This is a genomic window from Cupriavidus oxalaticus (assembly GCF_004768545.1).
GTDB classification, from domain to species: domain Bacteria; phylum Pseudomonadota; class Gammaproteobacteria; order Burkholderiales; family Burkholderiaceae; genus Cupriavidus; species Cupriavidus oxalaticus_A.
Window position 1 is genome coordinate 2,375,254 of sequence record NZ_CP038634.1, and the last position, 25,881, is coordinate 2,401,134.

At 67.8% G+C, this 25,881-nt stretch carries 27 protein-coding genes; 9 read left to right on the top strand and 18 right to left on the bottom strand.

Translation table 11 applies throughout. The annotated features are described in order from the left end of the window. The first annotated feature begins 87 nt into the window (after positions 1–87). The 3 genes from E0W60_RS10635 (at position 88) to E0W60_RS37000 (ending at position 2,039) form a co-directional block, all read left to right on the top strand. Positions 88–1,203 (top strand): NADH:flavin oxidoreductase/NADH oxidase, encoded by a 1,116-nt coding sequence (locus E0W60_RS10635; protein WP_135703908.1) that lies wholly within the window; start codon positions 88–90, stop codon positions 1,201–1,203. 29 nt (positions 1,204–1,232) lie between these two features. Then, a complete protein-coding gene (locus E0W60_RS10640) occupies positions 1,233–1,655 on the top strand; it encodes a VOC family protein (RefSeq protein WP_135703909.1) in 423 nt (140 codons plus the stop codon). 216 nt (positions 1,656–1,871) lie between these two features. After that, positions 1,872–2,039 (top strand): hypothetical protein, encoded by a 168-nt coding sequence (locus E0W60_RS37000; protein ID WP_165971435.1) that lies wholly within the window; start codon positions 1,872–1,874, stop codon positions 2,037–2,039. 47 nt (positions 2,040–2,086) lie between these two features. On the opposite strand, the gene E0W60_RS10645 is transcribed toward E0W60_RS37000, so the two are convergent. From E0W60_RS10645 to E0W60_RS10660, 4 genes are all read right to left on the bottom strand, one after another. Continuing rightward, positions 2,087–3,952, bottom strand: a complete 1,866-nt coding sequence (locus tag E0W60_RS10645; RefSeq protein WP_135703910.1) for an ATP-binding response regulator — start codon at positions 3,950–3,952, stop codon at positions 2,087–2,089. Next, the gene (locus tag E0W60_RS10650) at positions 3,949–4,587 is read right to left on the bottom strand and encodes a response regulator transcription factor (protein WP_135703911.1); all 639 of its coding nucleotides are present in this window, start codon (positions 4,585–4,587) and stop codon (positions 3,949–3,951) included. The genes E0W60_RS10645 and E0W60_RS10650 overlap by 4 nt, the downstream gene beginning before the upstream one ends. Before the next feature lie 350 nt (positions 4,588–4,937). Then, positions 4,938–6,599 (bottom strand): hypothetical protein, encoded by a 1,662-nt coding sequence (locus E0W60_RS10655; RefSeq protein ID WP_135703912.1) that lies wholly within the window; start codon positions 6,597–6,599, stop codon positions 4,938–4,940. Between the two features lie 207 nt (positions 6,600–6,806). Further along, entirely contained in the window at positions 6,807–7,511 is a 705-nt protein-coding gene (locus E0W60_RS10660; protein WP_133093265.1) for a Crp/Fnr family transcriptional regulator, read from the bottom strand. A gap of 156 nt (positions 7,512–7,667) precedes the next feature. Between E0W60_RS10660 and E0W60_RS10665 the strand changes: the two genes are divergently transcribed. Then, positions 7,668–9,302 (top strand): acyl-CoA synthetase, encoded by a 1,635-nt coding sequence (locus E0W60_RS10665; protein WP_133093264.1) that lies wholly within the window; start codon positions 7,668–7,670, stop codon positions 9,300–9,302. 12 nt (positions 9,303–9,314) lie between these two features. Here E0W60_RS10665 and E0W60_RS10670 read toward each other — a convergent pair whose 3' ends face one another. The 3 genes from E0W60_RS10670 to E0W60_RS10680 all read right to left on the bottom strand — a co-directional run bounded on the left by E0W60_RS10670 (position 9,315) and on the right by E0W60_RS10680 (position 10,397). Next, the gene (locus E0W60_RS10670) at positions 9,315–9,587 is read right to left on the bottom strand and encodes a hypothetical protein (protein WP_135703913.1); all 273 of its coding nucleotides are present in this window, start codon (positions 9,585–9,587) and stop codon (positions 9,315–9,317) included. A gap of 14 nt (positions 9,588–9,601) precedes the next feature. Next, a complete protein-coding gene (locus tag E0W60_RS10675) occupies positions 9,602–9,880 on the bottom strand; it encodes a hypothetical protein (RefSeq protein WP_135703914.1) in 279 nt (92 codons plus the stop codon). A gap of 268 nt (positions 9,881–10,148) precedes the next feature. Beyond that, the gene (locus E0W60_RS10680; RefSeq protein ID WP_133093261.1) at positions 10,149–10,397 is read right to left on the bottom strand and encodes a hypothetical protein; all 249 of its coding nucleotides are present in this window, start codon (positions 10,395–10,397) and stop codon (positions 10,149–10,151) included. Between the two features lie 179 nt (positions 10,398–10,576). On the opposite strand from E0W60_RS10680, the gene E0W60_RS10685 reads away from it, so the two are divergent. Continuing rightward, on the top strand, positions 10,577–11,698 hold the full coding sequence (locus tag E0W60_RS10685; RefSeq protein WP_135703915.1) for an AGE family epimerase/isomerase: 1,122 nt from the start codon (positions 10,577–10,579) through the stop codon (positions 11,696–11,698). Positions 11,699–11,786: 88 nt separating this feature from the next. Here E0W60_RS10685 and E0W60_RS10690 read toward each other — a convergent pair whose 3' ends face one another. The 5 genes from E0W60_RS10690 to E0W60_RS10710 form a co-directional block, all read right to left on the bottom strand. Next, positions 11,787–11,993, bottom strand: a complete 207-nt coding sequence (locus E0W60_RS10690) for a hypothetical protein (protein WP_084402732.1) — start codon at positions 11,991–11,993, stop codon at positions 11,787–11,789. A 199-nt stretch (positions 11,994–12,192) separates the two neighbouring features. Beyond that, positions 12,193–12,561 (bottom strand): hypothetical protein, encoded by a 369-nt coding sequence (locus E0W60_RS10695; RefSeq protein WP_135703916.1) that lies wholly within the window; start codon positions 12,559–12,561, stop codon positions 12,193–12,195. 67 nt (positions 12,562–12,628) lie between these two features. Continuing rightward, positions 12,629–13,312, bottom strand: a complete 684-nt coding sequence (locus E0W60_RS10700) for an alpha/beta hydrolase (protein WP_133093258.1) — start codon at positions 13,310–13,312, stop codon at positions 12,629–12,631. A gap of 127 nt (positions 13,313–13,439) precedes the next feature. After that, the gene (locus tag E0W60_RS10705) at positions 13,440–13,739 is read right to left on the bottom strand and encodes a hypothetical protein (RefSeq protein WP_133093257.1); all 300 of its coding nucleotides are present in this window, start codon (positions 13,737–13,739) and stop codon (positions 13,440–13,442) included. Positions 13,740–13,915: 176 nt separating this feature from the next. Then, entirely contained in the window at positions 13,916–14,956 is a 1,041-nt protein-coding gene (locus E0W60_RS10710; protein WP_240745782.1) for an alpha/beta hydrolase, read from the bottom strand. Positions 14,957–15,303: 347 nt separating this feature from the next. Between E0W60_RS10710 and E0W60_RS10715 the strand changes: the two genes are divergently transcribed. The 4 genes from E0W60_RS10715 (at position 15,304) to E0W60_RS10730 (ending at position 18,457) form a co-directional block, all read left to right on the top strand. Continuing rightward, positions 15,304–15,780 (top strand): copper resistance protein CopQ, encoded by a 477-nt coding sequence (locus E0W60_RS10715; RefSeq protein ID WP_135703917.1) that lies wholly within the window; start codon positions 15,304–15,306, stop codon positions 15,778–15,780. 273 nt (positions 15,781–16,053) lie between these two features. Continuing rightward, entirely contained in the window at positions 16,054–16,620 is a 567-nt protein-coding gene (locus tag E0W60_RS10720; protein ID WP_133093255.1) for a TetR/AcrR family transcriptional regulator, read from the top strand. Between the two features lie 395 nt (positions 16,621–17,015). Next, positions 17,016–17,648 carry a copper resistance protein CopQ gene (locus tag E0W60_RS10725; protein WP_135703918.1) on the top strand — a complete coding sequence of 211 codons (633 nt, stop codon included), beginning with the start codon at positions 17,016–17,018 and terminating at the stop codon, positions 17,646–17,648. Between the two features lie 221 nt (positions 17,649–17,869). After that, a complete protein-coding gene (locus tag E0W60_RS10730; RefSeq protein ID WP_135703919.1) occupies positions 17,870–18,457 on the top strand; it encodes a TetR/AcrR family transcriptional regulator in 588 nt (195 codons plus the stop codon). On the opposite strand, the gene E0W60_RS10735 is transcribed toward E0W60_RS10730, so the two are convergent. The 6 genes from E0W60_RS10735 to E0W60_RS10760 form a co-directional block, all read right to left on the bottom strand. Further along, complete coding sequence (locus E0W60_RS10735; RefSeq protein WP_135703920.1) at positions 18,443–19,195, bottom strand: alpha/beta fold hydrolase; 753 nt, start codon at positions 19,193–19,195, stop codon at positions 18,443–18,445. The genes E0W60_RS10730 and E0W60_RS10735 overlap by 15 nt on opposite strands. A gap of 15 nt (positions 19,196–19,210) precedes the next feature. Next, a complete protein-coding gene (locus E0W60_RS10740; protein WP_133093251.1) occupies positions 19,211–20,236 on the bottom strand; it encodes a M14 family zinc carboxypeptidase in 1,026 nt (341 codons plus the stop codon). Next, a complete protein-coding gene (locus tag E0W60_RS10745; RefSeq protein WP_135704038.1) occupies positions 20,233–21,138 on the bottom strand; it encodes a LysR substrate-binding domain-containing protein in 906 nt (301 codons plus the stop codon). The genes E0W60_RS10740 and E0W60_RS10745 overlap by 4 nt, the downstream gene beginning before the upstream one ends. Positions 21,139–21,281: 143 nt before the next feature. After that, the gene (locus tag E0W60_RS10750) at positions 21,282–23,435 is read right to left on the bottom strand and encodes a phosphocholine-specific phospholipase C (protein ID WP_135703921.1); all 2,154 of its coding nucleotides are present in this window, start codon (positions 23,433–23,435) and stop codon (positions 21,282–21,284) included. Positions 23,436–23,503: 68 nt separating this feature from the next. Then, positions 23,504–23,692 carry a hypothetical protein gene (locus E0W60_RS10755; protein ID WP_133093249.1) on the bottom strand — a complete coding sequence of 63 codons (189 nt, stop codon included), beginning with the start codon at positions 23,690–23,692 and terminating at the stop codon, positions 23,504–23,506. A gap of 68 nt (positions 23,693–23,760) precedes the next feature. Continuing rightward, positions 23,761–25,815, bottom strand: coding sequence for a LamG-like jellyroll fold domain-containing protein (locus tag E0W60_RS10760; RefSeq protein WP_135703922.1), 2,055 nt, complete (start codon positions 25,813–25,815; stop codon positions 23,761–23,763). Positions 25,816–25,881: the final 66 nt, after the last annotated feature.

Consider the following 25,881-nt stretch of genomic DNA (forward strand, 5'->3'; position numbering starts at 1 on the left):
GCCGGCAGCAATCCCGGCATCGGCCTAGAATCCAGATTTCCCCCGGCCCCGCTGCGGGCCGGCATGACCTGCAAGGAGCAGCAACGCATGAGCCATCTGTTCGAACCGCTGGAAATCGGCAGCCTCCGGCTCGCCAACCGCATCATCATTGCGCCGATGTGCCAGTACTCGGCGCAGGACGGCAACGCCGGCGACTGGCACATGATCCATCTCGGCACGCTGGCGCTGTCAGGCGCCGGCATGCTGATCGTGGAAGCGACCGCGGTCTCGCCGGAAGGCCGCATCACGCCGCAGGACCTGGGCCTGTATTCGGACGACAACGAGGCGGCGCTGGGGCGCGTGGTGCAGGCGATGCGCGCGCATTCGCCCATCGGCATAGCGATCCAGCTCGGCCATGCGGGCCGCAAGGCGTCGAGCCATGCGCCGTGGGACGGGGGTCAGCAGATCGCGCCGGATGCGCCCGGCGGCTGGCACGCCGTGGCGCCGTCGGCGGTGCCGCATGGCGACGGCGAAGTGCCGCCGGCCGCGCTCGACCGCGCCGGCATGGACAAGGTGCGCGACGACTTTGTCGCGGCGGCGCGGCGCGCGGCACGGCTCGGGCTGGACGGCATCGAGATCCATGCCGCGCATGGCTACCTGCTGCACCAGTTCCTGTCGCCGCTGGCCAACCATCGCGACGACGAATACGGCGGCAGCCTGGAAAACCGCATGCGCTTTCCGATCGAAGTCTTCGACGCGGTGCGCGAAGCGTTCCCAGCGGAGCGGCCGGTGTGGATGCGCATTTCGGCCACCGACTGGGTGCCGGGCGGATGGGACATCGAGGGCACGGTGGCCTTGTCCAAGGCAGTGCAGTCGCGCGGCTGCGCGGCCATCCACGTCACCACCGGCGGCGTCTCGCCGCAGCAGGCGATCAAGCTCGGCCCGGGCTACCAGGTGCCGTACGCACAGCGCGTCAAGGCCGAAGTGGGGCTGCCGACGATCGCGGTGGGCCTGATCACCGAGCCCGAGCAGGCCGAAGCGATCATTGCCAACCAGGAGGCCGATGCGGTCTCGCTGGCGCGCGCCATGCTGTACGACCCGCGCTGGCCGTGGCATGCGGCCGCGCGGCTGGGCGCCAGCGTCCATGCGCCGAAGCAGTACTGGCGCTCGCAGCCGCGCGAACTGAAGGACCTGTTTGCCGGCGCCGCCTTCGGCCAGCGCTAGGCCCACCACATCTGCAGGGGGGTAGTGCCATGAAGCCTCGCATCACACTGGTCACGCTGGGCGTCGACGACCTGGAGCGCGCGGTGCGCTTCTATCGCGATGGCCTGGGACTGTCGACACCGGGCATTGTCGGCCAGCAGTTCGAACACGGCGCGGTCGCGTTCTTCGACCTGCAGTCCGGGCTGAAGCTGGCACTGTGGCCGCGCGCGAGCCTGGCGCACGACGCCGGGCTGACGGTGACACCGCGCGCGTCCACCGATTTTTCGCTGGCCCACAATGTCGGCGACAAGGCGGAAGTCGATGCCGTGATGGCGCAGGCGAAGGCGGCAGGCGCTACCGTGGTCAAACCGGCGCAGGACACGTTCTGGGGCGGCTATGCGGGCTATTTCCAGGATCCCGACGGGCACCTGTGGGAGGTCGCGTGGAACCCGGAAATGCTGCCCGCCGGCTGACCTGCCGCGCCTCCCTTGCGGCAGCGCACCAGCCGTGGTGCGCCGCCGCAAAGGGATTTCCATGATTGCCACGCCCGCGCGAACTCCCGACTATCCTTGGTAACAGACAGCCTTAGCATGGCGGCGGAGCGACCCCCACGCAGTGCCTTTGCATCACGCTTCGCCGGCAGACCACCGAAGTAAAGCAATAAGAACAAAAGGCCAAGGGAGACGTCCATGCAAGTCTATGACAGCCTGCTGTATGTGACTGCGATGGTGCTGGTGTGCTTGTACGTGTATCTGGGCGTGCTGTCGCGCAGTGCCGCGATTCGCCTGGGTTCGCCGGCGATCGTGGCGGGACTGGTGCTCGCTTACTCGCTGTCCCCGCTGCATTCGGGCGGCTGACGCCCGCAGCGGTGCGCGGCCATCCGGCTTGATGCGGGAGGGCCGTCCTAATCAGCTTCGGCCTGTGAATGGCCGCGGCGTGTTTCGCCCTGCGCGTCCTGCACATTCTGCGCGGGGGCATCGCGCAGCAGCGTGTCGATCGCCGCGTGCAATTCCTGCGGAACCACCGGCTTGTGCAGCAGCAGCGTGCCTGCCGCATGCGCGGTCCGCAGCCGGTCCGCCGCCGTATCTCCCGTGATGATGATCGCCGGCACATGACGGCCCAGCTGCTGCCGGATCGCGTCCAGCGCTTCCTGGCCGGTGCGATGGCCGCGCAGGCGGTAGTCGGCAAGCACCAGTGCAGGCCGGAACGCCGCGAGCATGGCCAGCGCCTCGTCCTCGGATTCGGCCGTGCGGCAGTCGCATTGCCATGCCCCCAGCAGCTCCGACATGGCGGTGCGGATCGCTTCGTCGTCGTCGATCACCAGCACGCGCAGCCCGTCAAGCCCGCCCGGTGCCACCGGGTGCGGCGTGTCTTCCGGCGTGCTCCACGCGCGCGGCATCACGAAGCGGAACACCGACCCCCGCCCCGGCCGCGAGCCCAGCGTGACGTGCGTGCGCATCGTCCGCGCCAGCCCCTCGACGATGGCCAGCCCCAACCCCAGCCCCTTGCGCTGGTCGCGCTCCGGATTGCCGAGCTGGTGAAATTCGCGGAAGATCTCGCGATGCTGCGCGGCGGGAATGCCGATGCCGGTGTCCCATACCTCGATCACGGCATGCAGCCGGCGCTGGCGGCACGCCACCAGCACGCCACCTTCCCGGGTATAGCGGATCGCATTGGCGATCAGGTTGCGCAGCACCAGTTCGACCAGCGTGGGATCGCCGTACAGCGTTGTGGTGGTATCGCGCGTGCGGTACACCAGCCCGCGCGCATCGGCCTGCGGCGCGAATTCGTTCTCGAGCTTGTGCAGCAGCGGCTGCAGCCGGAACGGCCGCGGCCGCGGCGTGACCACGCCGGCTTCGAGCTTGGAGAAGTCCAGCAGCGAGTTCAGCATTTCGCGTGCGGCGCCGGACGATGCCTCCACATGCTCCAGCAACTGGCGCTGGCGCGCATCCAGCGCGGTGCGGCCCAGCGACACCAGGAACAGCCCCATCGCATGCAGCGGCTGGCGCAGGTCATGGCTGGCCGAGGCCAGGAACACCGACTTGGCGCGGCTCGCTTGCTCCGCCGCATGCTGCGCGGCCTCGGCACGCGCGGTCTGCTCGCGCAGCTGCGAGATCAGCTCGATGTTTTCGAAGCGCAGCGCGATCGAATGCCGCGCCACGCGCGAATAGTTGCGTGCGAACATGATCAGCACGAACAGGTACAGCGGTGTGCCGAGGAACATGGGCAGGTATTCGATATCGCCGGTGACCAGGAACGCGATCCAGACCGGCACGATCGACGGAATAAAGAAGCCGATCGCCACCGGCAGGCAGGCGGAGAACACCGCCAGCGCCGCCGCGCTCATGCCGGCGATCAGCGACAGCACGCAGATCACCACCGCCGGCATGCTCACGTCCAGGTAGAGCCATGCCACCAGTCCCCACAGCGCGCCGATCAGCGCGAGCATGGCGGTCATGCCGCGCGCATAGCGGCCCGCGCCTGCCTCGGTCAGCCGTCCGGCCAGCGCCAGCCGCCCGAAGTACGCCACCGCGCAGGCCACTGCCATCGCGCAGGCCCAGGGCAGGGCGCCGGGACGGTCGCCCGACAGCCTCAGGCCCGCGGCGAGGATAAAGGCCGCCAGCGAGCAGCCCAGCATGGCGATGCCGAAGCTCTGGTCGATCAGCGCCATCTGCGCGGCCAGCAGCCGCGGCTCGTCGAAGCGCGGCAGCAGCCGCACGCCCTGCGGGCGATCTCCCCTTACGCGCGGCGGCGCGTGGTCCGCGGTCATCGCGCCGCCTGCACCAGCCCGCGGCGCTGCGCTTCCAGGATGGCTTCGACGCGGCTGACCACGCCGAGGTGGTCGAGGATGGCGGCCACATGAACGCGGACGGTGTTTTCGGACAGGCCCATGTGGTAGGCAATGACCTTGTTGGAGCGGCCCAGCGTGAGCTGGTGCAGCACCTCCAGCTGGCGCGGCGTGAGCGTGCTGGCGGCATACGGCGCCGGCGCGGCGGCACGGCCGGCCGCACTGGCGTCATCGGAGAAATGCATGCCGCCGGCGAGGCAGCAGGCGATCGCTTCCTCGATCTCGCGCGCATCGGCCGACTTGGGCAGGAAGCCGGCGATCTCGCGCCGCACGTCGGCCGGAATGGTTTCCAGTCCGGAAGTGCCGGAAACGATCAGGATGCGCGCCGCGGGGAAATGCCGCCGCAATACCTTGACGCCCTCCAGGCCGTTCAGGCCCGGCATCTGGATATCGAGCAGCAGGATATCGACCGCGGCGCCGGCATGGTCCTGTACCGCCTGCATGACAGAGCCGGCTTCGATGATCTGCCCGACGCTCGGGCTGTCGGCCAGGACCAGGCGCAGGCCGGTGCGGAACAGGGTGTGGTCGTCGATCAGCAGCAGGCGGGCGTGGGGCATGGGGAACAGGCGCCGTGAGCAGCGGGGCGCAGGTCAGTCTGGATGCCGTCGCAGCGGGCAACGGGTCGACTGACATTGGACAAGAATCCATGGAGATTGTCCATGCACCAGACGCGTGGGCGCGACTAGTCCGGAAAGATTATTGGCCCGGCGCGGCGCCGGTGCGAAGATCCTCGTCGTGGACAGTTCCGCGACATGTCCGCACCACTTTTCGTTACCCACTACCACCCGGCTGTGGGTATTTTTTTGTCTGCGGTTTTGCGATCGGCAAAGAAAAGGCCGGCGTCGCGGGGCGGTGCCGGCCTGGAGCGAATCCGGACAACGGATGTCCGGATTCGCCGTGCGGTGGATTACGGACGGTTGAGCGAGATGCTGTAGAAGTTGACGTTGTTCACGCCGATCGACACGTTCACGCCGGTATTGCCCAGCACCATCGCGATCGACTCGGCTGCGGCGGTGCTCGCTTCGCGATAGCGCAGGCCAGGCGCCGGCACGTTCTGCTTCCAGCTGTCGAGGCGGCCGTCTTCGACGCGCTTGCGGGTATAGATGCCAGTCTGCGCGTCGGCCGATTCGACCACCGTGCTCCATTTCTCCGTACCGGTGAAGGTGAGCACAGGCGTGCCACCGCCCGCGGGCCGCAGGTACATCACCGCGTTATCCCAATACGCATTGGAATAGCCGACTGCCGGCAGCGCGCGGTCAACCTGCTTGCTGAAGATCATGAAGCCGTCTTCATGCGGGATCACCGCCATCATCTGACCATCGGTGCCCTTGAAGGTGTAGACGGGCTGCGCGCTGGCATAGAGGTCGTTGAAGCCGAAGATGCCGTTGCCGATTGCGGAGAAGGTCGGCAGCTCGGCTGCCGGCCAGCTTTCGCAGCTGTTGATGCCGGTGCAGTCGGCGCCCGCGGTCGCCTTGCCGTCGGCATCCAGGCTCAGTGTGACGCGGCTGGGCTTGAGTGGCGAGCCGGCGTCCTCACGCTCGTAGCCGAGGCCGTTCCAGTTGCCGGCAAGGTCGGCCAGGGTCAGCGACTGGGCGGGAATCAGCATGGCCACGCCGGGGTTCGGCATCGGCGCTGCCGGCACGGCCAGGCCCACGCCGGACTTCGACATCAGCACGGTCGTGACGCTGCCGCCGGACGAGACGGTGAAGCGGCAGGCTTCGGCGGCATCCGGGGTCAGCGTCACCGACGAACCGGAGGGTGCGTCCGCGGCGAAGCTGGACTTCTGCGTGATCGTCAGCGCGCTGGCATCGACTTCGGCAATGGTGCCGGACGGGTAGCTCAGGCCGACCAGGTGGTACTTGCCCGAGCGCAGGCCCGCGCAGCTTGCCGCCGCCGGTTGCAGCGCGGTCTGGATCGCCGTGGCGCCTGCATTGGAGGCGACTGCCGACGACAGCTCGTCCAGCGAGGTCTGCGACGACTCCAGGCGCTCGCCCAGCTGGTCGAGCAGCTGATCCTGAGCGTTGCCCGCAGTGCTGCCATTGGCCGCTACCAGCGTGCCCTTGAGCGGATCGACGCCGGTCAGGTCGACCACGCCGGTCAGTACCAGCTTCACGGCCTCGGTGGCCGTGTTCAGGCCGCTGGTGGTCAGCTTGGCCTGTGCGCTGGCATCGAACTGGTTGAAGAAGGCGTCGGTGTCGCCGCCGGCCAGCGATGCGGTGATCAGCTCGGTCAGCGGCGTGATGTTGGCCGTGGCGGTGGTACCGCTGCCGGCTTCCACGACCGAATGCAGCGTGGTGCCGTCCGGCGTCGTGACGCTCAGCACGCACGGGCGCGTGGCGTTCGGGATATCGATGGTGAAGGTGCCGTCCGCGGCGGTGGTGGCGGTGCCGCTGCCCGATGCGCACTTGGCCTGCACGCTGGCATTGCCCAGCGCCGCGCCCACTGCGGCCGTGCCGCTGATCTTGGTGGTCGGAGCCGAAGAAGCCGGCGCTTCGCTTTCTCCTCCGCCGCCGCATGCTGTCAGCACGGCGACAGCCAGACCCGTCAGAAACAAGTTTGTGGTTTTCATCCCTGTATTTGGCTTTATGTGGTTCTGGTTATGGCAGGGACCGCGCTGGTCGACCCGTGGCTCATGCAGCCCCGCCAACAGGGTGGCTCGCCCACCCTGCGGGCGCGAGTGTGTGCGAACGGCAGGGTTCAAGGTAACCCGCGTTCTGGTGATTGACACACAAATAAGACATATGGTTTGGCGGCCAGCGCCGCCAAACCTTGACCGCTACAGCTCTGACAGCCCGAAGCTGCGCAAGCGCGGCAGGTCGGTCACGCGGATGCTCTGGTAGGACAGATGCACCATGCCGGCGTCGGCCAGCCGTCGCAGCGCCTGGTTGACGCGTTGCCGCGACAGCCCGGTCAGCAGGCCGATTTCTTCCTGCGACAGCTCCAGCACGGGACTGGTGCGCGGATACAGGTCGGGATGGAACAGCTGCGCGATTGCCTGCGCCACGCGCGCATCGGCGCCGAGCAGGCGGTCGTTCTGCACCGTGGCGATGAACTGGCCCATGCGCTCGTTGAGCTGGCGTACGACAAAGCTTGCAAACGGCAGGCTCTGCGCCAGCAGCGTGTTGAAGACCGGCTCGGGCACCAGCAGCACTTGCGAGTCGCGGATGGCGATCACGTCGTAGCGGCGGTCTTCGCGCTTGATCACGCTGCCTTCGCCGCACCAGCCGCCGGCCGGCACGCCGGAGAAGGTGCAGCCGCGTCCGTCCGGCGTGTACACCGCCAGCTTGATCAGGCCGCTGTCGACCCCGATCCAGTAGCGCGAAGGCTCGCCGCGCCGGGCAATGAAGGCGCCCGCGGCGAAGGACTGCAGCAGTGTCTCGCGCGCGGCCAGCGCCTGGTGTTCCGCCGCCAGCGCGGCGTACCACACATGGCTGGCAAGCATGCTTTCAGGGGCGCGAGTGGGGTTCTGGGATGCGGTCATGACATCGGCGCGAGCGGCTGCGCGGCACTTTGTAAGATTTGCGTAAGCCTTGGCCGGCGCGGGTTTGCGGGAAGTTTGTCGTCCGGACGACAGTGCGCCGGGCGTGTGCGATGATAGCCTTGCCCCAGAAAAAGTGCGACTAGCGGAGACACAGCAATGCCAACCGATTTCGACAGCGGCCTGGCCCGCAATGCGGCCAATTTCGTACCGCTCACACCCATCGACTTCCTGGTCCGCGCCGCGGAGGTGTACGGCGACCGCCTGGCCATCGTGCACGGTCCGGTGCGACAGAACTGGCGCGACACGTATGCGCGCGCGCGCCGCATGGCCAGCGCGCTGGCGCGTGCCGGCGTCGGCAAGGGCGACACCGTGGCCGCGCTGCTGCCCAACACGCCGGCCATGGTCGAGGCGCATTTTGGCGTACCGATGGCGGGCGCGGTGCTCAATGCGCTCAATATCCGGCTCGACGCCGCCAACCTCGTCTTCATGCTGCGCCATGGCGAGGCCCGCGTGCTGCTCGCCGACACCGAGTTTGCCGACGTTGCGCGGCAGGTTGCGCTGGAAATTCCCGGGCTCAAGGTGATCGCGGTCCATGATGCGCTGGGGCCGCAGGCCGAGCCTTTCGGCGAGACCGACTATGAATCCTTCCTGGCTTCAGGCGACCCTGACTATGCGTGGCGCATGCCTGCCGACGAATGGGATGCGATCGCGCTGAACTACACCTCGGGCACCACCGGCGATCCCAAGGGCGTGGTCTATCACCACCGCGGCGCGGCCATCAACGCGATCTCCAACATCCTGGAATGGGACCTGCCCAAGCACCCGGTCTACCTGTGGACGCTGCCGATGTTCCACTGCAATGGCTGGTGCTTCCCTTGGACCATCGCGGCGCGCGCGGGCGTCAACGTCTGCCTGCGCAAGTTCGAACCCAGGCTCGTGTTCGACCTGATGCGCGCGGAAGGCGTCACGCACTACTGCGCCGCGCCGATCGTGCATACCGCGCTGGTCAACGCGCCCGCATCGTGGCGCGAAGGCGTGCGCGGCCCGGTGCGCGGCATGGTCGCCGGCGCGCCGCCGCCGGCAGCGGTGCTGGCGCAGATGGAGGCCATGGGCTTCGAACTCACGCACGTGTATGGCCTGACCGAGGTTTATGGCCCGGCCGCGGTCTGTGCCGAGCAGGACGACTGGCGCACGCTGTCGGAACAGGACCGCGCCGTGCGCAAGGCGCGCCAGGGCGTGCGCTACCACCTGCAGTCGCAGGTGGCGGTGCTCGATCCTGATTCTATGCAGCCCGTGCCCGCCGACGGCGAGACCATCGGCGAGATCATGTTCCGCGGCAACATCTGCATGAAGGGCTACCTGAAGAACGAGAAGGCCACGCGCGAGGCCTTCGCCGGCGGCTGGTTCCATACCGGCGACCTCGGCGTGTGCATGCCCGACGGCTATATCAAGATCAAGGACCGCAGCAAGGACATCATCATTTCCGGCGGCGAGAATATTTCCAGCGTGGAAGTGGAGGACGCGCTCTACCGGCATCCCGCGGTGCTTGCCGCGGCGGTGGTGGCTCAGCCTGACGCCAAGTGGGGCGAGACGCCGTGCGCCTTCGTCGAACTGAAGGATGGCGCCAGTGCCACCGCGGAGGACCTGATCGCGCATTGCCGCACGCTGCTGGCCGGCTTCAAGGTGCCCAAGGCGGTGTACTTCGGGCCGCTGCCCAAGACTTCGACCGGCAAGATCCAGAAGTTCGAGTTGCGCCGCAAGGTGAAATCGGACGCGGCCATCGATGTCTGAACGCGGCGGTTGCTAGGGCTGTACCGCTTCCTCGGCATCGCGCTGTCCGGCGATATCCGAGTCGATGGCTTCGCGGCCCCACGCCATGCCCGCGCGCGTGGCATCGCCGGCACAGCCAAAGCGCGTCTGCATCACGGGGCACGGCCATGGCAGCCGCGTGCCGCGATGCCAGACTTCGGCGCGCAGCGTCCACCAGCCATCGTGCTGGCTGCCATAGCGCAGCGCCGCGACATGGATGCGATAGCCGCGGTAGCTGGCGTTCTCGTCATGCAATCCGCTGGGCATGCGCTATCGGGCGTTCAGCGTGCCCGCGCTTCGTGTGGACTTCCGTGAGGGCGGGGACGGTGCCAGTCCTGGGCAATGTCGGGGACCACCTCGCATTCGCCACGCACGATATTCTCGATGGTGGCGCACACGCATTCAGTGCCGCGCGGCCCTACGCACACCAGGCTGCGCGGATGGTCGGTGTGCTGCGGAATGGCATAGACGCGCATGCCCTCCTGGTACAAGGGATGCTTGCTCAGGCGCTCGTTCATCAGCTCGACGAAGCGCTGCGGAGAGACGACCGGCTTTTCCATTTCATGCTCCTGCGGCCCTGCCACCGCACCGATGCCAAGCGCGGCGAGGCGACCAGGCCAGTTAAGGCCAGGAAGATGACAGGCAGGTGGCAGGGAAGCACCCAGGCTTCGGGAAGGCCCTGGGCGTGGCCGGAACGGAGAATCGCGGGCAAATAGCCTGCCCGCGTTGCCACTGCCACGATTCCAGACTAGGACATGCGCGGCAGCGCGCAAGGATCGGGGCCACCCGGACGCCCGCGCCTGCACATGGCAGCGCGGGCGGCGTGCTTCAGGTGGTGCGCAGTTCGCTCGCCGCGCGCGGGCCATCCAGCATGCCATTGCCGGCGGCCCAGCAGGCTGCCTCGGCCTCGGCATGCGAACTGTATGTGGAAGGCGCTTCAACAGTGCAGTCGGCATCGGCCGCGCCGCAAAGTTCTTCCATGACAATGCGCCAGGTGTACTGGCCGGATGGCTCTTCCAGCACGTGCAGTACCAGCGTGCGGTGATGGTCCGAAAGCGTAAGGGGCAGGGTCGACATTGGCTCCTCCCGTTGGCAGGTGGGACGCATTTGATGCTAGCAACTACAGGCGCATGGTGCCATCGGAGAATTGCAACCGCGGCATGGCAAGATACGCGTGCCGCGGCTTCCCCCGCTGCGCCGAATCCAGTAACCTTCTGCGCCTGGCGCCACGTGGCGCCTGCTTCTCGCCACCGACCATGCTCAATTCGACCGCACTCAACCAACAGGTCGCCGCCTTGACGGCGCACTACGACGCCACGGTGCTGCCGCTGTGGACTGCCAGCGGCTGGAATGCCGGCCTGTTCCTGCCTTATGAGGCCCTCGACGGCGCCACGGCCGCGCCGCTGCCGGCGGCGCGCTACCGTGCCATGGCGTGTGCGCGGCAGCTTTATGTGTTTTCGGTGGCGGGCCAGCATGCGCATGCCGATACGCTGTTCGGCTCGCTGCAGGCGTATTTCGGCGACGGGGCGGGCGGCTGGATCTACAGCGTGGGACCGGACGGTTCGCCGCTGGACACCACGCGCGACCTTTACACGCACGCCTTCGTGATCTTTGCCTGCGCCAGCTACCACGCGCTGCGCGGCAATCCCGATGCGCTCGAAGTGCTCGACGAAACCGTCGACGTCGTCGAGGACTTCTTCACCGAAGATGGCGGGCTGTACCATGCCGCGCTTAACGAGCACTTTCGCCCGAAAGGCGCAGGCGTGCTGCAGAACCCGGTGATGCACCTGACCGAGGCCTACCTGGCGGCGCTCGATGCGACCGGCGACGAATGGTATGCCGAGCGGCTGCGCGAGATCGCGATGGCCGTGTTCGAGCGCTTTGTCGATCCCGCGAGCGGCTGTATCGCCGAGCTGCCGCAGGGCAGTGCCGACAATCGCATCGAACCGGGCCACCAGTTCGAATGGTTCTCGCTGGTCGCAAGCCGGCCGCAGCTGTTCGGCGACCTGCCGCTGGAAGGCGCGCTGCGCCAGGCCTTCGACTTTGCGCAGCGGCATGGCGTGGCGCCCGGCACGCTGGGCGTCAGCGCGGCACTGGACGCGCGTGGCGGGCTGCTCGACGGTACCCAGCGCATCTGGGCGCAGACCGAGTATGCACGCGCACTGGCGCTGCATGGACAACCCGGGTCGCTGGCTACGCTGGAAGCGTGGGCCGGGCAGTTCCGCAATCGCTTCCTGCATGCGCAGGGATGGCATGAATGCCTCGCGCCTTCAGGCGACGTGGTGCGTGCGGAGATGCCGTCGACTTCGCCATACCACCTGGCAACGTCTTACCTGGCGCTGGCACAGGCCGCCGGCCTGTCCTGGCCGAACCAGTGACGCGACGCAATCGTTATCAATTCTTTGCAGTCGCGGCCAGGGGCCGCGACTAGACTCAAGCCCGCGCTCCGCCCGTGCGTTGTCCTTCTTAACTACCTGGTCGTCGTTCTGAAGTCGCGGGCCGGGGCGCACCCGCCTGCGGCGATACCTGCGTGCCTACGCGGACTTCCATCTGCCGTATGCGGGTGGCGGCACGGGTCTCTGCGTGGTCATTGAGGATCAGGCACAGCAGCGTCAGCAAGGCCGCTGCGATCATGCTCAGCGCGATCCAGGCGAGGCAGTGCTTGCGTTCCATGGTGGAATCGATGGGGGCATTATTGGAGCGCGCAGTGTAAGCGCCCCGCCGCAAAGCGATTGTCAACCTTTGCAAACACAGCGGTTATGCCACGTCTGGACGCTCTGGCAAGCTCTCCCGCGATCGTGCCCCATCTAACGATTTAGCGTTTTCGCCAATTCCCGCAATGCCGGCGAAAAGCGCTAATTTGCTGATTCGCTTATTCCATCACGCCGTTCTCGCGCAGCAGCCGTTCGCATTCATCGAGCATGTCGTGCGCAAAGGCAGACTGATAGTTGGGATCGAGCGCTTCCATCATTTCGTGCGCGGCATACAAGCCCGCTTCGCGCGACAGCGTCTCGGCCAGCTGTCGTGCAAACTGGTCGCTAAGTTCCGACAGCAAACGCCGCTCGGACAGCGGCAGCTGCAGCCGCGAGCGCGACAGCCATTCGCCTGCGAGCGTCGCGCCTTGTGCGTCCGTCATCCACTTGCGGTGCTCGTAATAGGCCGACAGGCGCTCGGCGGTCAGCGCGAACAGCAGCGCCTTGCGGGTGTTGAAATCGATGCGGGGCAGTGGGGCGAGGCTCATGGGTACGGCTTGCCGCGCGGGCGTGGCCCTTGCGGCGATCTGTCAGGGTTATCGGCGTTTGATCAGGTCAGGCACCGGCAGGGCCGAAGCGCTCCGCCAGCCATGCGCCGATGGCAACGATCTCTTCCAGGCAGACCGAATGCCCCATCGGGTACGTCTGCCATGTCAGCGGATGCTGGCGCGCCTGGATAAAGTCGCGTGCCGCAACGCCCAGCTGCAACGGCACCACATCGTCCTGCGTGCCGTGCGCGGCAAACACCGGCGTGGCGGCATTCGCGGCGCTGGCCTGCGCTGCCACCGTGCCCGGCGCGGGAATATAGCTGGACAGCGCCACGATGCCGGCAAGCGGTTCCGGATGCGTCAGGCCCGCGGTATAGGCGATGGCGCCGCCCTGTGAAAACCCGGCCAGCACGATGCGGCTGCAGGGGATGCCGCGCGCATTCTCGCGCGCGACCAGCGCGCGGATGGCATTGCACGAGGCCTGGATGCCGGCCTCATCGGCGCGGCGGCCGGCCTCGTCGAGGGAATAGATGTCATACCAGGCCGGCATGACATAACCGCCGTTGCAGGTCACGGAAATCGCCGGCGCGTGCGGAAAGATAAAGCGCACGCCAGGCGAGGCGGGCAGCCGCAACTCCGGCACCACCGGTGCAAAGTCGCTGCCGTCGGCGCCCAGCCCGTGCATCCAGATCACGGCGCAGCGGGGATCGGGCGCGGTTTCGATTTCAATGGCGGGCAGCAGTTCGCTCATGGGGCAGGTTCCTGTGTGACGGCGTGCCCGCGCGCCGATGGGCGCGGCAGGCAGCGCGAGTATCGCACAGGTCAGGCCCGCTGATGCCGCACGCCCGCCATGCGGGCAGGGCGGCACGACTGCCGGTTCAGGCGGCGGACGGAACGATCGGCACGGTGGTCAGCCCCGGCGCGCGCGCATTCTGCGCGGCGGAGGGCAACTCGGCCATTGCCGGCACGGTGGCGCGGCGCTTGTCCACCACGTCCTCCACGCCCTTGGCCGAGACATCTTCCAGGAACGCGACCATGTCGCGGTAGTAGGCCACCTGCATCTGCGCCTCGAGCAACTTCCGCTCGGCCTGGAATAGCGTCAGCCTCATGTCTTGCAGTTCCCTTTCGGCGATTTTTTCCGGGGTCGGCGGACTGAACAAGTTTGCAAGCCAACGCATGGCAGTACCTCCAGTTCTGTCAAAGCGAAATTGCGATGCTTGTGCCACGAGGTCAAATATAGACAAGAAATCGATAAAAGGCCTCTTGGCCTCCTTGCCGTGGTGCCTCGCCCACAAGGATGATTGCCGCTTGCGGGAGTCTGCGGTAGATTGTCCGGCGACTTCGGATCGCCCCCTCACTGCTTGCCTGGCACGCGCATCGGATCGCTGTTTTTGTGCGGGTTTTCGAGCGGATTCCGGCCCTGGCTGCATTCCCCGCCTGCTTCCACGACCTCCACGCGCGCGCCGGTTTCATGCTGCGGGAGGGTGTCCAATTCATGTACGTAACGCACGATCGGCGACCAGAATGCGGCGATATGGTCTGGCTCGATGGCGGCGCCATGCGGCATGGCGTCATGCATCACCAATTGATGCAAGTGCCGCGCGGCGGCGGCCACGCGCTCCGCATGGACGTGCGCGAACACGGCATCGGCGCGGCTATGCACCACCAGCAGCGGACGTTCGAGGCGGCTGGCACGCGCGGCGTTGTTCCAGGGATCCGGCAGCAGCCACGCTGCCCAGGCCGGCACGCGGCCGGTCTGCACCGCGGCGCGCCGCGCCGAGCTGAAGCCGGCGGCAATGACATAGCCGTCGGGCTGCGGCGCGAAGTGCCGCGCCACGTCGAGCAGGATGCCCGAGCCCAGCGAATGGCCCAGCACCACGCGGCGCGACGCCGCGGGCGCGGCCGCAACAAACTGCCGGTATGCAGTCATGGCGTCCTGGCGCAGGTGGCGCACCGAAGGGCGCCCGCTGCTGCGGCCATAGCCGCTGTAGTCGAACACGAAGGATGCGATGCCGGACTCGGCCAGCAGGGCCTGTACCGGCAGCCAGTCGGCCAGGGTTTCATTGTCGCCATGGCAGACCATCAGCGCGGGCGCATCGTGGCGGGCGGCTGGGACAAAGCGGGCATGCAGTTCCCGATCGCCGCTGGCGAACGTGGTATGCCGCACAGGCATGGATGACCAGGGCACGGGAGTCCCGGTGCTTGTTTCATCCGTTCGCGTGACAAATGCTTTGCGCTCCACCGCACGAAACAGTAGATGGCGCGCAACGCCGGCGGCCAGCGCGACGCCCGCCGCCACGGCAAGCCAGCGCAGCGTGCCCGGCGCCGCCGGAGCGGGGACGGTTGCAGCAGGGTCGGGATGCGGCGTGTCGAACATGCTAGGGCGGCGTGCCATGGTCGGGTCCGTGTTATTTCAGGCTAGCAGGCTACGATGAACATGTTAAGAAATGTCCATCCGGGCGGACGGATCTCTGCCCCATGAGCCGTCCTATCGCGCCGATAGGAAAATTTTGCCTTGACTATCTACCTAGTAGTAGATAGCATTCTCTCCATGGAACCGCTGCACCGCCAGCAGCAAAGCAGGAAGGGCGGATAAGTGGCGATCCCATCGCAATACCGCTATGCGGTCTTTTTTTAGCGCCGTCCATCTATCTACTAGTAGATGGAAGTGCGAGAAAAGCCCAGCAGGAAGCCACTGACACCGATTGACGCGATCCGAAACATCGCCACCAGGAGCCCATCATGACCAAGTTCGCCAAGACCCTGATCACCGCCGCCACCCTTGCCGCCGCCTTCGCTGGTGGCGCCGCCCACGCCGCCGGCGTGCAGGACAGCAGCTTCGCCGGTGACAAGTACGGTTACCAGTTCCGCGTCGGCAAGACCGATGCCTTCACCGACGGTGCCCGCACCGGCAAGTTCGATCCGTTCACCGAAGGCGCGCGTGCCGGCAAGTTCGACCCGTACACCGATGGCCGTGCAGGCAAGGCTGATCCGTACACCGACGGTGCTCGCACTGTCAGCTACCGCAGCGGCCAGTTCGACCCGTTCACCGAAGGTGCACGCGTCGGCAAGTCCGACCCCTACACCGACGGCTTCCGTACCGTAGCCGGGCTGGACCGCAGCGGTGTGTCGTCCGAGCCGTCGCGCAGCTTCGACCCGTACACCGACGGTGCGCGCGTGGGCAAGGCCGACCCGTACACCGACGGCGCGCTCGCCTGATCCCTGCCGGCCACCGGCCGGCGGCTTGACCACCTTTACGGCGGCGGCCAGCAAGGCCGCTGCCCGATGGAGTCCATCATGAGTTTGCGTGACAGCATCCTGCTGCTTGGCGGATGGCTGGTGCTCTGCGTGACGAGTGGCTCGATGATCACCTTCGCCGCGCAGGTCCTGCCTGGCTAAAACCGTAAAGCCGATGCCTCGGCGCTAGGGGATTACCCGGGCGCCGGGGCATTTCAGCTTGAGCGCCTATCTTCGCGTAGATACACTGCCTTTATGAAAACGCAATCCGTACGCGAGCAACTGCTCGAGCACACCCTGGTCCTGATCCGCCGCCGCGGCTTCAACGGCTTCAGCTATCGCGACCTGGCCGAGCTGGTGGGTGTGAAGACTTCCAGCATCCACTATTACTTCCCGACCAAGGACGACCTCGTCCTCGAGGCGGTGAAGGAATACAGCGCCCGCCTCAGCGAGCACCTGCGCGCCATCGACACGAAGCTGCCGGTCACCGAGCAGGCCGCGATCTACCTGGCGCCGTTCCGCAACAGCTGCGGCTCCGACCAGATCTGCCTGTGCGGCATGCTGTCGACCGAAACCCTGTGCCTGCCCGAATCCGTGCACCAGCTGCTGCAGGGCTTCTACCTGATGCACGAGAAATGGCTGACGGGACTGCTGGAGCGTGCCCAGCCGCTGCGCAGCACGCCATTCCCCGTGCCGCCGCCACGGCTGGCGCAGGTGGTGTTCGGTTCGCTGCAAAGTGGCCTGATCGCAGCCCGGTTGTTCGGCACGTCCGACCGCGTCGAGGCAGCGGCCGATACGCTGATGGCAGCCGTGGCTGGCTAAGGGTTAGCGTTCCGATCTATCGCGCTGTCAGTGGCGCGTCCAGAGCCGTCGGGTGGCGAAAGCTGCGCGGCGGCTTTTTTCATTGGCGGCTCGCGTCCGCTTTTTTTCTCGCTATATTCTTTTGGAATCAAAGACTTACTATCGGCTATCAGTCCCATAGAAATATTCTTCCTTGACTATCTACCTAGTAGTAGATAGTATTTGACTCATGGAAGCGCCGCAGCGCCAGCAGCAACGAAGAGCAGGGCCCAGCGACGATCCCATGCATGACCGAAGGCGGTCATTTTTTCAGGGCAGGTGATCTATCTACTAGTAGATAACTACCCCAAAAAAAGCACCGCGAAGCCACTGACACCGATTGACGCGATCCGAAACATCGCCCCCTGGAGCCCATCATGACCAAGTTCGCCAAGACCTTCATCACCGCCGCCACCCTTGCTGCCGCCTTCGCTGGTGGCGCCGCCCACGCCGCTGGCGTGCAGGACAGCAGCTTCGCCGGTGACAAGTACGGTTACCAGTTCCGCGTTGGCAAGACCGATGCCTTCACCGACGGTGCCCGCACCGGCAACTTCGATCCGTTCACCGAAGGCGCACGCGTCGGCAAGGCTGATCCGTACACCGACGGTGCCCGCATCGTCGCCGGCCTGGATCGCAGTGGCGTCTCGGCTTCGCCGGCGCGCAGCGGCCAGTTCGACCCGTTCACCGAAGGTGCGCGCGTTGGCAAGGCTGATCCGTACACCGACGGTGCCCGCATCGTCGCCGGCCTGGATCGCAGCGGCGTCTCGGCTTCGCCGGCACGCAGCGGCCAGTTCGACCCGTTCACCGAAGGCGCACGCGTCGGCAAGGCTGATCCGTACACCGACGGTGCCCGCATCGTCGCCGGACTGGACCGCAGCGGCGTCTCGGCCTCGCCGGCACGCAGCGCCGACCCGTACACCGATGGCGCACGTGTTGGCAAGGCTGACCCCTACACCGACGGTGCACGTGTCGGCAAGGCTGACCCCTACACCGACGGTGCAATCGCCTGAGGCAAGCGTCTGGAAAACGGCCGGCAAGTTGCCGGCCCCCTGTAACCACCGGGCTGCCAGCGAGCAGCCCGGTTCATGGAGTCGATCATGCGTTGGCTTGACACTGCGCTGATCCTGGGCGGATGGGTAGGGCTTTGCCTGGCAAGCGGGTCCCTCATCACGCTCGTCGCACGCGCGCTGCCGGCCTGAGCCGCGCGGTGCAGAACGAAGGAGTTGGAACGATGAAAACCCGGTCCGTACGTGAAGAACTGGTCGAACATGCACTGGTGCTGATCCGCCGTCGGGGGTTCAACGGGTTCAGCTACCGCGACCTGGCGGAACTGGTCGGGGTCAAGACCTCGAGCATCCACTATTACTTTCCGACCAAAGAAGACCTGGTGCTGGAAGCGGTGCGCGAATACAGCGCACGCAAGCAGGCACGGCTGGCGGCCATCGACAGCAGCCTGCCGCCGGCCGAGCAGGCGCGCCAATACCTGGCTCCCCTGTGCGCCGGCGCCGGCACCGACGAAGCGTGCCTGGTCGGCATGCTGGCGGCGGATGTGCTGATGCTGCCGGAGTCCGTGCGCAGCGCGATGCGCGACTTTGTCCGCCTCAACGAGCAATGGCTTGCGCGGCTGTTCGAGCGCGCGGCGGCGCAGCGGCAGGCGCCTTACCCGGCGTCGCCCCAACAACTGGCGGAGATTGCGTTCGGCGCGCTGCAAAACGGCCTGATCAGTGCGCGGCTGTTCGGCACCACCGACCGGCTCGACGCCGCCGCGGGGATGCTGACCGGCCTGATGCGGGCGGAGCGGGCGCTAGCCGTTGCCTGACACCATGCGCGCCACGGCCTCGCACAACCAGCCCGGATCGTCGTGGGGCAGGTCGTGGCCGGCCCAGTGATGCGTCAGCACCGGCGCGTTCCAGGCCTGTCCGATACGTGCGGAGCAGGCCGGGTCGACCAGCCGGTCCGATGACGATGCAATCAGCAGCAACTGGCAGCCAGGCGCGTTCGCCGGTGCCCGATAGCGTGCCGCGGCCACCAGTTGCGCCAGCGCGGCGCAGCGGCTGACCGGCGCGTCGGCGGCAATGGCTTGCCAGGCCGCGATGTCGGCGGCGAGCGTATCCGCGCGCGCGCAGGTGATGGCGTGAATGGTGCGCTCGCAATAGGCGCGGTCGTGCCAGCGCTGCGCGACGCGCAGCAGCTTGCCCCAGTTGCGCGGCCGCAGCCGCTGCATCGGCGTGCAGAAGGGCCGCATGCTGGTGTTGACCAGCACCAGCCCGCCGACTTCGTCCGGATAGCTGCTGGCCCACTCGGTGGCGACCATCGCGCCCAGCGACATGGCCAGCACGCGGTACGGCCCGCGCGCGCCGGCCGTCGACAGCTGCCGGCGCACCGCGCTGACCATGTCGCGCACGCACCAGGGCGCGGGCTGCACCGACAGCGCGCCATTGCCCGGCAAGTCGGGCAGCAGCGGCCGGCCCAGCCCGGCCGCTTCCCATTGCGCGGGCAGGTGCCCCCAATGGCGCGTCTCGCGCGTCAGTCCCCGCAGGAATACCCATCGGCTCATGCGATCCTCAACAGTTCATGGCAACGCCTCTGTCTGCCAGTGCGCGCGCGCCTGCTGCAGCAGTGCCTCGCGCTGCGGCCCGTGCGGCAGCCAGCGTTCCGGCGCAAACGCGACGCGCCCGAGGAAATCGAACAGGCTCACGTGGCGGCGCAGCACGCGCGCGGTGCGGTGCGCCTTGATCGGGTTGAAGATCCCCTCGCGCGAGAACAGCTGGCGCGGGTTTTTCTTGATCCACAGCCACGAGCCCAGCTCCAGCGTCATCGGCAGGAACAGGTTGCCGGCCGGCGTGAGGTCATACGCATGGTCCCACAGGTCGCCATGCAGCAGGTACTGGTGGCTTTGCGGCTCGAAGGTGTAGCCGTGGTGCGGGTGCGCCTGCTCGAACAGGGTCTTGAGCAGGTACATCTCGGGCAGGTGCGCCATCGGCCGGCGCGTGCGCGCGTACGGGAACCAGATGCTGTCGCGCCAGCCGTAGCCGGAGTGGCAGTCCACCGCAAAGCTGAGCGGGCGCGGCAGCAGTTCTTCCTGCACCACGCGCAGCAGCGCGCGGCTCTCCAGCTCCATCGGCCCGCCTTCCGGGCCGCGATACCAGGGCAGCCAGGCGCCAAGGCGCTGCCCGCCGGCCAGGAACGGCACGGGCGCGTCGGCGTCCTGCGGGCCGTTGCGCATCAGGTCGACGCCGTTGGGATTGGCCCGGGTGCCGGCCCACATGCCGCCGGGATTGACGATCGGCATGAACACCAGCCGCACGGCCTGCAGTTCGCGATGCAGCAGTTCGTCCCATGCCAGCCGGCCCAGCACGGAGCGCAGGTAGTCCAGTACCAGCTGCGTGCCAATCCGCTCGAGCCCGTGGATGCCGCCGAAGATGCCGATGGCCGGCGCCTGCGGGTCGCGGCTGCCAAGGGTGGCCACATGCAAGCCGAAGCGGTGGCCCTGCACCACGGCTTCGCCCACCACGCGGCAGTCGAGCACATGGCTGGCGGCGTCGAACAGCGCCAGCAGCTGGTCGTATTCAGGAAAGGCGTCGGCGCGCGCGATCATGCCGCCCGCGGCTCGGCGGCGGCATCGGCATCGGCCGCGGCATCGGTCGCCGTCAAGCAGGCCAGGAAGGCACCCACCAGGCGCGTGCCGCGCCGGCTCTGCAGGCAATACAGGTATTCGTTCAGCACGGGCGCGCCGCGCGCAAACGGCACCACCCGCAGCAGCGGGTCTTGCGGCACTTCGCCCAGCGGCACCACGCTCGCGCCGAGGTTCTGGCGGATCGCTTCGTAGATGGCCTCGCGGCTGCCGATCACGGTATGCCGCGGCAGCTGCTGCGCGCAGGCGGCGAGGGCATCCTCGGTCGCCTTGCGTGTCATCGAGCCATGCTCGCGCACCAGCAGATGGCAGCCGCGCAGCTGGGCCAGGTCCACCTGCGGCAGGCGCGCCAGCGCATGGTCCGGATGCACCACCAGCACCATCGGCGCGGAGGCCAGGCGGATGCGCGCAAGGCGGTCGTCTTCGACCGGATGCGACGACACGGCCGCGTCGATCCGGTACTCGAACAGTGCTTCCAGCATCTGCTGCGAATTGCCGATGTCCAGGCTCACCTCGATCGCCGGATAGCGCTGCCGGAACGCGGCCACCGCGCGCAGGATGTAGTAGGGACCCGTGGCGCCGAGGCGCAGGCTGCCGAAGCGCAGGTCGCCGGCGTTGCGCAGCAGGTAGTCGGCCTGGCCTTCGTGCTGCATCAGCTGCTCGACCACCGGCATCAGCGCCAGCCCCACGTCGCTCAGGTCGACCCGGCTGGCGCGGCGGTGGAACAGCTCAACGCCATACGATTCTTCGAGCTGGCGGATGCGGCCGGTGACGGTGGGCTGGCTCACGCGCAGCTGTCGGGCCGCCATGGTGATGCTGCCCTGGCGCGCCACTTCGAAAAAGGTCATCAGCAGGTCGCCAAGCATGGTCATCCGCGGTGGTTGGGGGGAGCGCACCGGACAGGTCCGGACGACCGCGCAGTCTAGCGGGGCAATATGACAATACGGCGACGCCCGCCGCGGCGTGGGCCGCGGCGGGGCTGGCGGGCTTGGCATAGGGCAGGCAGGCCTCAGCCGGTCACCCCCATGGCCGGATCCGACACGCTGTCCTTGCCGGTCTCGATACGCCCGGCAAAGCGCCGCGTGAAGCCGCCTTGCGACGCGGTCACGGTGAAGTCGTACCAGTTGCCCTGCAGTCCCACCGGCCAGTGCTGCTGCAGTTGCTTGCCGGCCGGCACTTCGAAACTCCACGGGCCGTCATTGCGGTAGGCATTGGGCCGCACGGTGAATGTGGTGGCCGCGCTGCCGGTGTTGATCAGGTCCAGGTAGACCGCGGCGTTGGCGATGTCATAGCAGACGCGGATCTCGGGCGCGCTGGCGCCCGCTGCGCCGGCCGCTGCAACGTCGCCGACGAAGGCGCGATGGAAGCCGTTCGGACCCAGCACCCACAGGTCGTACTTGCCGGCATCGCTGGCGAATACATCCCAGCTGCCATGCAGTTCCTTGCCCGGCTCGACCATATAGCGGCGCGGCACGCGGTCCAGGTGCAGGCGGTCATAGACATGGAAAACGGCGGCGGCCGTGCCGGTGTTGGCGAACAGCAGCCGCACCACGCGTTCGCGCGCGTCTTCGCGGGCGCTGACATGCAGCTCGTACGGCAATGCGCGCGACGGACGCGTGCCGCGCTCCTGCGGCGGCATCGGCTGGGTGCCGGCCGGGGGCAGCGGCACCTGCGGCAGCACGCCCTGCGCGGTGCGGATGGCATCGGCGCTGGCCTTGTCGCGGTTGGGCAGCGAGGGCAGCGGATTGTCGTTGGGACTGACGAAGTTGAAGGCCGAGACCAGGTCCCCGGCCACCGCGCGACGGAAGCTGCTGATATTGCTCTCCACGACGCCAAAGCGGGCCTCCAGGAAGCGCAGCACCGACGTGTGGTCGAACACCTGCGAGTTTACCCAGCCGCCGCGGCTCCAGGGCGACACCACATACATCGGCACGCGCGGGCCGGGGCCGTACGGGTGCTTGTCGACGTGGTATTCGGCCGCCAGTTCGCCGGCGGGCAGCGTGGTCGCGCCGGCCAGCGTGTCGCCGTCGTAGGCGGGGGCGCACGGCGGCGGCACGTGGTCGAAGTAGCCGTCGTTCTCGTCGAAGTTGATCAGCAGTACGGTCTTGCTCCACACCGCGGGATTGGCGGTGAGCGCGTTGAGCACCTCCTGCGTGTACCACGCACCCTGCACCGGGCTGGACGGCCCGGGGTGCTCGGAATAGGTGGCCGGGGCCACGATCCACGACACCTGCGGCAGCGTGCCGGCGGCAACGTCGTCGCGCAGTGCCTGCAGGAAGCCGCCGTCCGGCATGGTATTGGCCACGCCCTTGAGCAGCGGGCTGATGGCGTCGTCGGCACTGGTGTACGGCGGGTAGGGGCTGCCGTTGGCCAGGTTGCCGCGTGCGGCGTTGGCGTCGCGGTATTGCTTGAAGCCCGCGAGCGGGTTGTCGGTAAAGTTGTCCGGCATGTTCTGGTAGACCTTCCAGCTGACGCCGGCTGCGTTCAGCCGCTCAGGGTAGGTGGTCCAGGTGTAGGGCGTGTTCGAGCCGGTGAAGGAGTCGCCGCTGTTGTCGATGACCGGGCCGCCGTGCGTGCCGGCCGGATCGTTGGTGCCGGTCCAGTGGAACAGCCGGTTCGTGTTGGTGCCGCCGTGGAAGCTGCAGTGGTAGGCATCGCACAGCGTAAAGGCATTGGCCAGCGCCATCTGGAAGTCCAGCTCGGCCTCGGTGTAGTAGCCCATCGACTGGGTCTGCTTGTAGGTGGGCCACTTGTTCATGCGGCCCAGGTCCCAGGCGGCCTGCGCATCGGGATAGGAGTGCGGCGTGCCGCTGACGCGCTGCGCATTGCCGGCACTGCTGTCGAGGTGGTAGGGCAGCACGGTGCGCGTGGTGCCGCCGTTGGTATAGGTCTGCTGCCAGACGTTGAGGCCGCCCGCCAGCGGGATCGGGAAGCGGTCGCCGAAGCCGCGTACGCCGCGCAGCGTGCCGAAGTAATTGTCGAAGGAGCGGTTCTCCTGCATCAGGATGACCACGTGCTCGACGTCGCGGATGGTGCCAGTGGCGTTGTTGGCGGGGATTGCCAGCGCGCGGCGGATGGCTGGCGGGAACGCTGCCAGCGCGGCGGTTGCTGCGGCGCTGCCGCCGGCGAGCTTGAGGAAGTTGCGTCTGCTATGCGAATTCATTGGTTCTGGGCCGGATGGGTTCAGGATAGGCGAGGCGGTAGGCGAGGCGGGCGGCTGCCGGCGTCGGCTCAGGGCGCGCAGCGTAGTTGCGGCGTGACCGCGGGCGGCTGGCCGGGTTCGTTGCCGCCGGCGCCCGGGGTGCCGCCGGGCGTGCCACCCGGCGTGCCGGTGGCCGGGCTGTCGCCGGAATCGCCGCCGCAGGCGGCAAGCGCCAGGCACAGCAGCAGCGCGGCCAGCGTGGAAGATCGGAGAGTCATGGTGTCGTGCTCCTGCAGGGATGGGGCGCGCGGCGCCCCGGAGAGTGGTCGGACGCGGGGTCCGCGGTTCAGGGGTTCAGCGTGGACAGCGGCTGGCGCGCGCCGGTGATGGTCTTCAGCTCGTCGAGCGTCAGCACCCGCGTCCACATCGCCAGGTCATTGAAGCCCATCACGCCCTTGAGCGCGCCGGGGTTGTTGCCCACGTAGTTGTGCGTGGCGTCGTCGTTGACGCCCCAGCCGGTGCCGAGCCCGGCCAGCTTGGTGACATCGGTGTTGGCGATGGCCTTGTTCTCGGTCTTCTGCAGGCCCAGCACCGGGTCGATGACATAGGCACTGAAGCGCCTGGCCGTGGCATCGACCGACAGCGCCAGGTAGGCCCACTGGCTGGCCGATACCTTCATGCCGTTGATATCGTCGCGCTTGCCGCCGCTGCCGAGGTTGAAGCGGAGTTCGCAGCTGCCGAACAGGCCGATGGCGATGCCCGGGTTGCTGCCCGAAAAGTAATTCTTGTTGGCCAGTACCGGCGCACCGGTGCCGTTGCCCTGGGTGCAGTCGGTGCGGAACCAGAAGCCGATGGTGAATTGCGGGCTCAGCGCGATGTCGGCGCCGTTGTGCACCAGCTTGTAGGCGTCGATATTGGAATCGACCCGCAGCGACTTGCCGGTGAAGTTGTCGTCGGCCAGCGAGCCGCCGTCGGTGCCGGCAACCCACGGGCCAAGCGTGGCGCCGCCCTTGCTGTCGGCAAACGGCTTGCTGTCCATGCTGAAGTACGTGGCCAGGCCATCGCGCAGCGTGGGCGCCAGCGTGACGGGCTTGACGTAGTGGATCTGCGCCAGGTACGACACCGGCACGTCGTTGCGTACCAGCGTGTAGTTGAAGCGGTACAGGCCGGTGGGCATGTCGAAGGCGCTGTCGGTAAACTCGCGCGCCCCGGGCGCCAGCGAAGCGATCACCACGCCGTCGCGCAGCACGCGCGTGGTGCCGAAGGATTCGGTGGGGTTCTGCCAGCTCAGCGTGATGGCGTCGCTGTAGCGGCCGACGCTGGCGCCGATCGCCCGCACGCCGGCAGAGGCCGCCTGCAGCGGTGCGCCGTCGAGCCGGCTGGCGGCGGGGTCGGCGGCCACGCCGGCGTGCGCGAGCATCGTCGGCACGAGATCGGCCTCGGTCGGCAGCGCCGACAGCTCTGCCGCGGTGATGGGCGCAGCGGCGCCGGGCCGGGCCAGCGCGGCGTTCAGCGTCTTGTTGGTGGCGAAGAATGCGGTGCGGTTTTCCACGGTCGGCGCCGTGGTGGTGGCGCCGGTGGCATCGAGGCCGTGACTGGTGGTGACCAGCACCAGCCAGTCTTCGCCCGGCTGCGCCTGGCGGCGCGCGGCGACGGCGGCCAGCAGCTCGCCCAGTGCCTTGTCGGTGTCGACGAGGGCGCGCGCATAGGCGCCGCCGCCGAACCCGCCAGTTTCCGCTGCGGCAGCCGGGGCGCTGTACTGGGCAAACACCACGCCATAGCCGGATTGAAGCTGGCGCAGCGCGTTCTGCGTGACGCAGCTGTCCACGCCGGCACAGTCGACCAGCGTATCGAGCGCGCCGGTTTCCTGTTCTGCCTTGAGCAGGGCCGGCAGTACCGGCGAGCTGATTGTGGCGCCTTGCTGAAGCCCCGGCTTGCCGGCATCGCGAAGGTGGCGGAAGACAGTGGGCGCATGCAGCGGCGTGCCGCCGGTGTCGTCGTCGACGCCGTGGCGGTTGACCCAGGTGCCGGTCAGCACCGTGGCCCAGCTGGGCGCGTCCAGCGTCGGTTGCGCGGTGACGGTGCCCGGCACGCCGCCGGTGGCGGCCGGCACCACGTTCAGCTGCGACAGGTTGGGCAGCTCGCGCCGCAGGATCGCGCCCTGGACCTGCGCATAGGTGGCGCCGTCGATGCCTACCAGCAGCACGCGCGGACCGCCCTGGCCGGCGGGCGCGGGCGCCGTGGTCACGGTGTCGGCCGGCTCGGATCCGCTCGCCGCGGTGTCATCGCCGCCGCAAGCCGAGAGCGTCGCGGCCATTGCCGCCGCCAGCGCGCCCAGCGCCGCGCGGGCCCGTGCGCGCCCGTTGCCGTGTGCGCTGCGCGCTGCATGCTTTCCTGACATCTGTCATTCCCCTGTCTGTCTGCTGTTCTGCGCCGGCGGCCGGTGCCGCGTGGCGGATTGCGCTTC

What these genes read in the sequence shown, in the direction of transcription:
- E0W60_RS10645 (WP_135703910.1), bottom strand. Translation starts at nt 3,952, where the DNA reads ATGACCGCGGACCACGCGCCGCCGCGCGTAAGGGGAGATCGCCCGCAG.
- E0W60_RS10720 (WP_133093255.1), top strand. Translation starts at nt 16,054, where the DNA reads ATGAAAACGCAATCCGTACGCGAGCAACTGCTCGAGCACACCCTGGTC.
- E0W60_RS10640 (WP_135703909.1), top strand. Translation starts at nt 1,233, where the DNA reads ATGAAGCCTCGCATCACACTGGTCACGCTGGGCGTCGACGACCTGGAG.
- E0W60_RS10660 (WP_133093265.1), bottom strand. Translation starts at nt 7,511, where the DNA reads ATGACCGCATCCCAGAACCCCACTCGCGCCCCTGAAAGCATGCTTGCC.
- E0W60_RS10655 (WP_135703912.1), bottom strand. Translation starts at nt 6,599, where the DNA reads ATGAAAACCACAAACTTGTTTCTGACGGGTCTGGCTGTCGCCGTGCTG.
- E0W60_RS10700 (WP_133093258.1), bottom strand. Translation starts at nt 13,312, where the DNA reads ATGAGCGAACTGCTGCCCGCCATTGAAATCGAAACCGCGCCCGATCCC.
- E0W60_RS10745 (WP_135704038.1), bottom strand. Translation starts at nt 21,138, where the DNA reads ATGCTTGGCGACCTGCTGATGACCTTTTTCGAAGTGGCGCGCCAGGGC.
- E0W60_RS10750 (WP_135703921.1), bottom strand. Translation starts at nt 23,435, where the DNA reads ATGAATTCGCATAGCAGACGCAACTTCCTCAAGCTCGCCGGCGGCAGC.
- E0W60_RS10650 (WP_135703911.1), bottom strand. Translation starts at nt 4,587, where the DNA reads ATGCCCCACGCCCGCCTGCTGCTGATCGACGACCACACCCTGTTCCGC.
- E0W60_RS10635 (WP_135703908.1), top strand. Translation starts at nt 88, where the DNA reads ATGAGCCATCTGTTCGAACCGCTGGAAATCGGCAGCCTCCGGCTCGCC.
- E0W60_RS10710 (WP_240745782.1), bottom strand. Translation starts at nt 14,956, where the DNA reads ATGGCACGCCGCCCTAGCATGTTCGACACGCCGCATCCCGACCCTGCT.
- E0W60_RS10670 (WP_135703913.1), bottom strand. Translation starts at nt 9,587, where the DNA reads ATGCCCAGCGGATTGCATGACGAGAACGCCAGCTACCGCGGCTATCGC.
- E0W60_RS10685 (WP_135703915.1), top strand. Translation starts at nt 10,577, where the DNA reads ATGCTCAATTCGACCGCACTCAACCAACAGGTCGCCGCCTTGACGGCG.
- E0W60_RS10705 (WP_133093257.1), bottom strand. Translation starts at nt 13,739, where the DNA reads ATGCGTTGGCTTGCAAACTTGTTCAGTCCGCCGACCCCGGAAAAAATC.
- E0W60_RS10730 (WP_135703919.1), top strand. Translation starts at nt 17,870, where the DNA reads ATGAAAACCCGGTCCGTACGTGAAGAACTGGTCGAACATGCACTGGTG.
- E0W60_RS10735 (WP_135703920.1), bottom strand. Translation starts at nt 19,195, where the DNA reads ATGAGCCGATGGGTATTCCTGCGGGGACTGACGCGCGAGACGCGCCAT.
- E0W60_RS10715 (WP_135703917.1), top strand. Translation starts at nt 15,304, where the DNA reads ATGACCAAGTTCGCCAAGACCCTGATCACCGCCGCCACCCTTGCCGCC.
- E0W60_RS10680 (WP_133093261.1), bottom strand. Translation starts at nt 10,397, where the DNA reads ATGTCGACCCTGCCCCTTACGCTTTCGGACCATCACCGCACGCTGGTA.
- E0W60_RS10725 (WP_135703918.1), top strand. Translation starts at nt 17,016, where the DNA reads ATGACCAAGTTCGCCAAGACCTTCATCACCGCCGCCACCCTTGCTGCC.
- E0W60_RS10740 (WP_133093251.1), bottom strand. Translation starts at nt 20,236, where the DNA reads ATGATCGCGCGCGCCGACGCCTTTCCTGAATACGACCAGCTGCTGGCG.
- E0W60_RS10755 (WP_133093249.1), bottom strand. Translation starts at nt 23,692, where the DNA reads ATGACTCTCCGATCTTCCACGCTGGCCGCGCTGCTGCTGTGCCTGGCG.
- E0W60_RS10675 (WP_135703914.1), bottom strand. Translation starts at nt 9,880, where the DNA reads ATGGAAAAGCCGGTCGTCTCTCCGCAGCGCTTCGTCGAGCTGATGAAC.
- E0W60_RS10695 (WP_135703916.1), bottom strand. Translation starts at nt 12,561, where the DNA reads ATGAGCCTCGCCCCACTGCCCCGCATCGATTTCAACACCCGCAAGGCG.
- E0W60_RS10760 (WP_135703922.1), bottom strand. Translation starts at nt 25,815, where the DNA reads ATGTCAGGAAAGCATGCAGCGCGCAGCGCACACGGCAACGGGCGCGCA.
- E0W60_RS10665 (WP_133093264.1), top strand. Translation starts at nt 7,668, where the DNA reads ATGCCAACCGATTTCGACAGCGGCCTGGCCCGCAATGCGGCCAATTTC.
- E0W60_RS10690 (WP_084402732.1), bottom strand. Translation starts at nt 11,993, where the DNA reads ATGGAACGCAAGCACTGCCTCGCCTGGATCGCGCTGAGCATGATCGCA.
- E0W60_RS37000 (WP_165971435.1), top strand. Translation starts at nt 1,872, where the DNA reads ATGCAAGTCTATGACAGCCTGCTGTATGTGACTGCGATGGTGCTGGTG.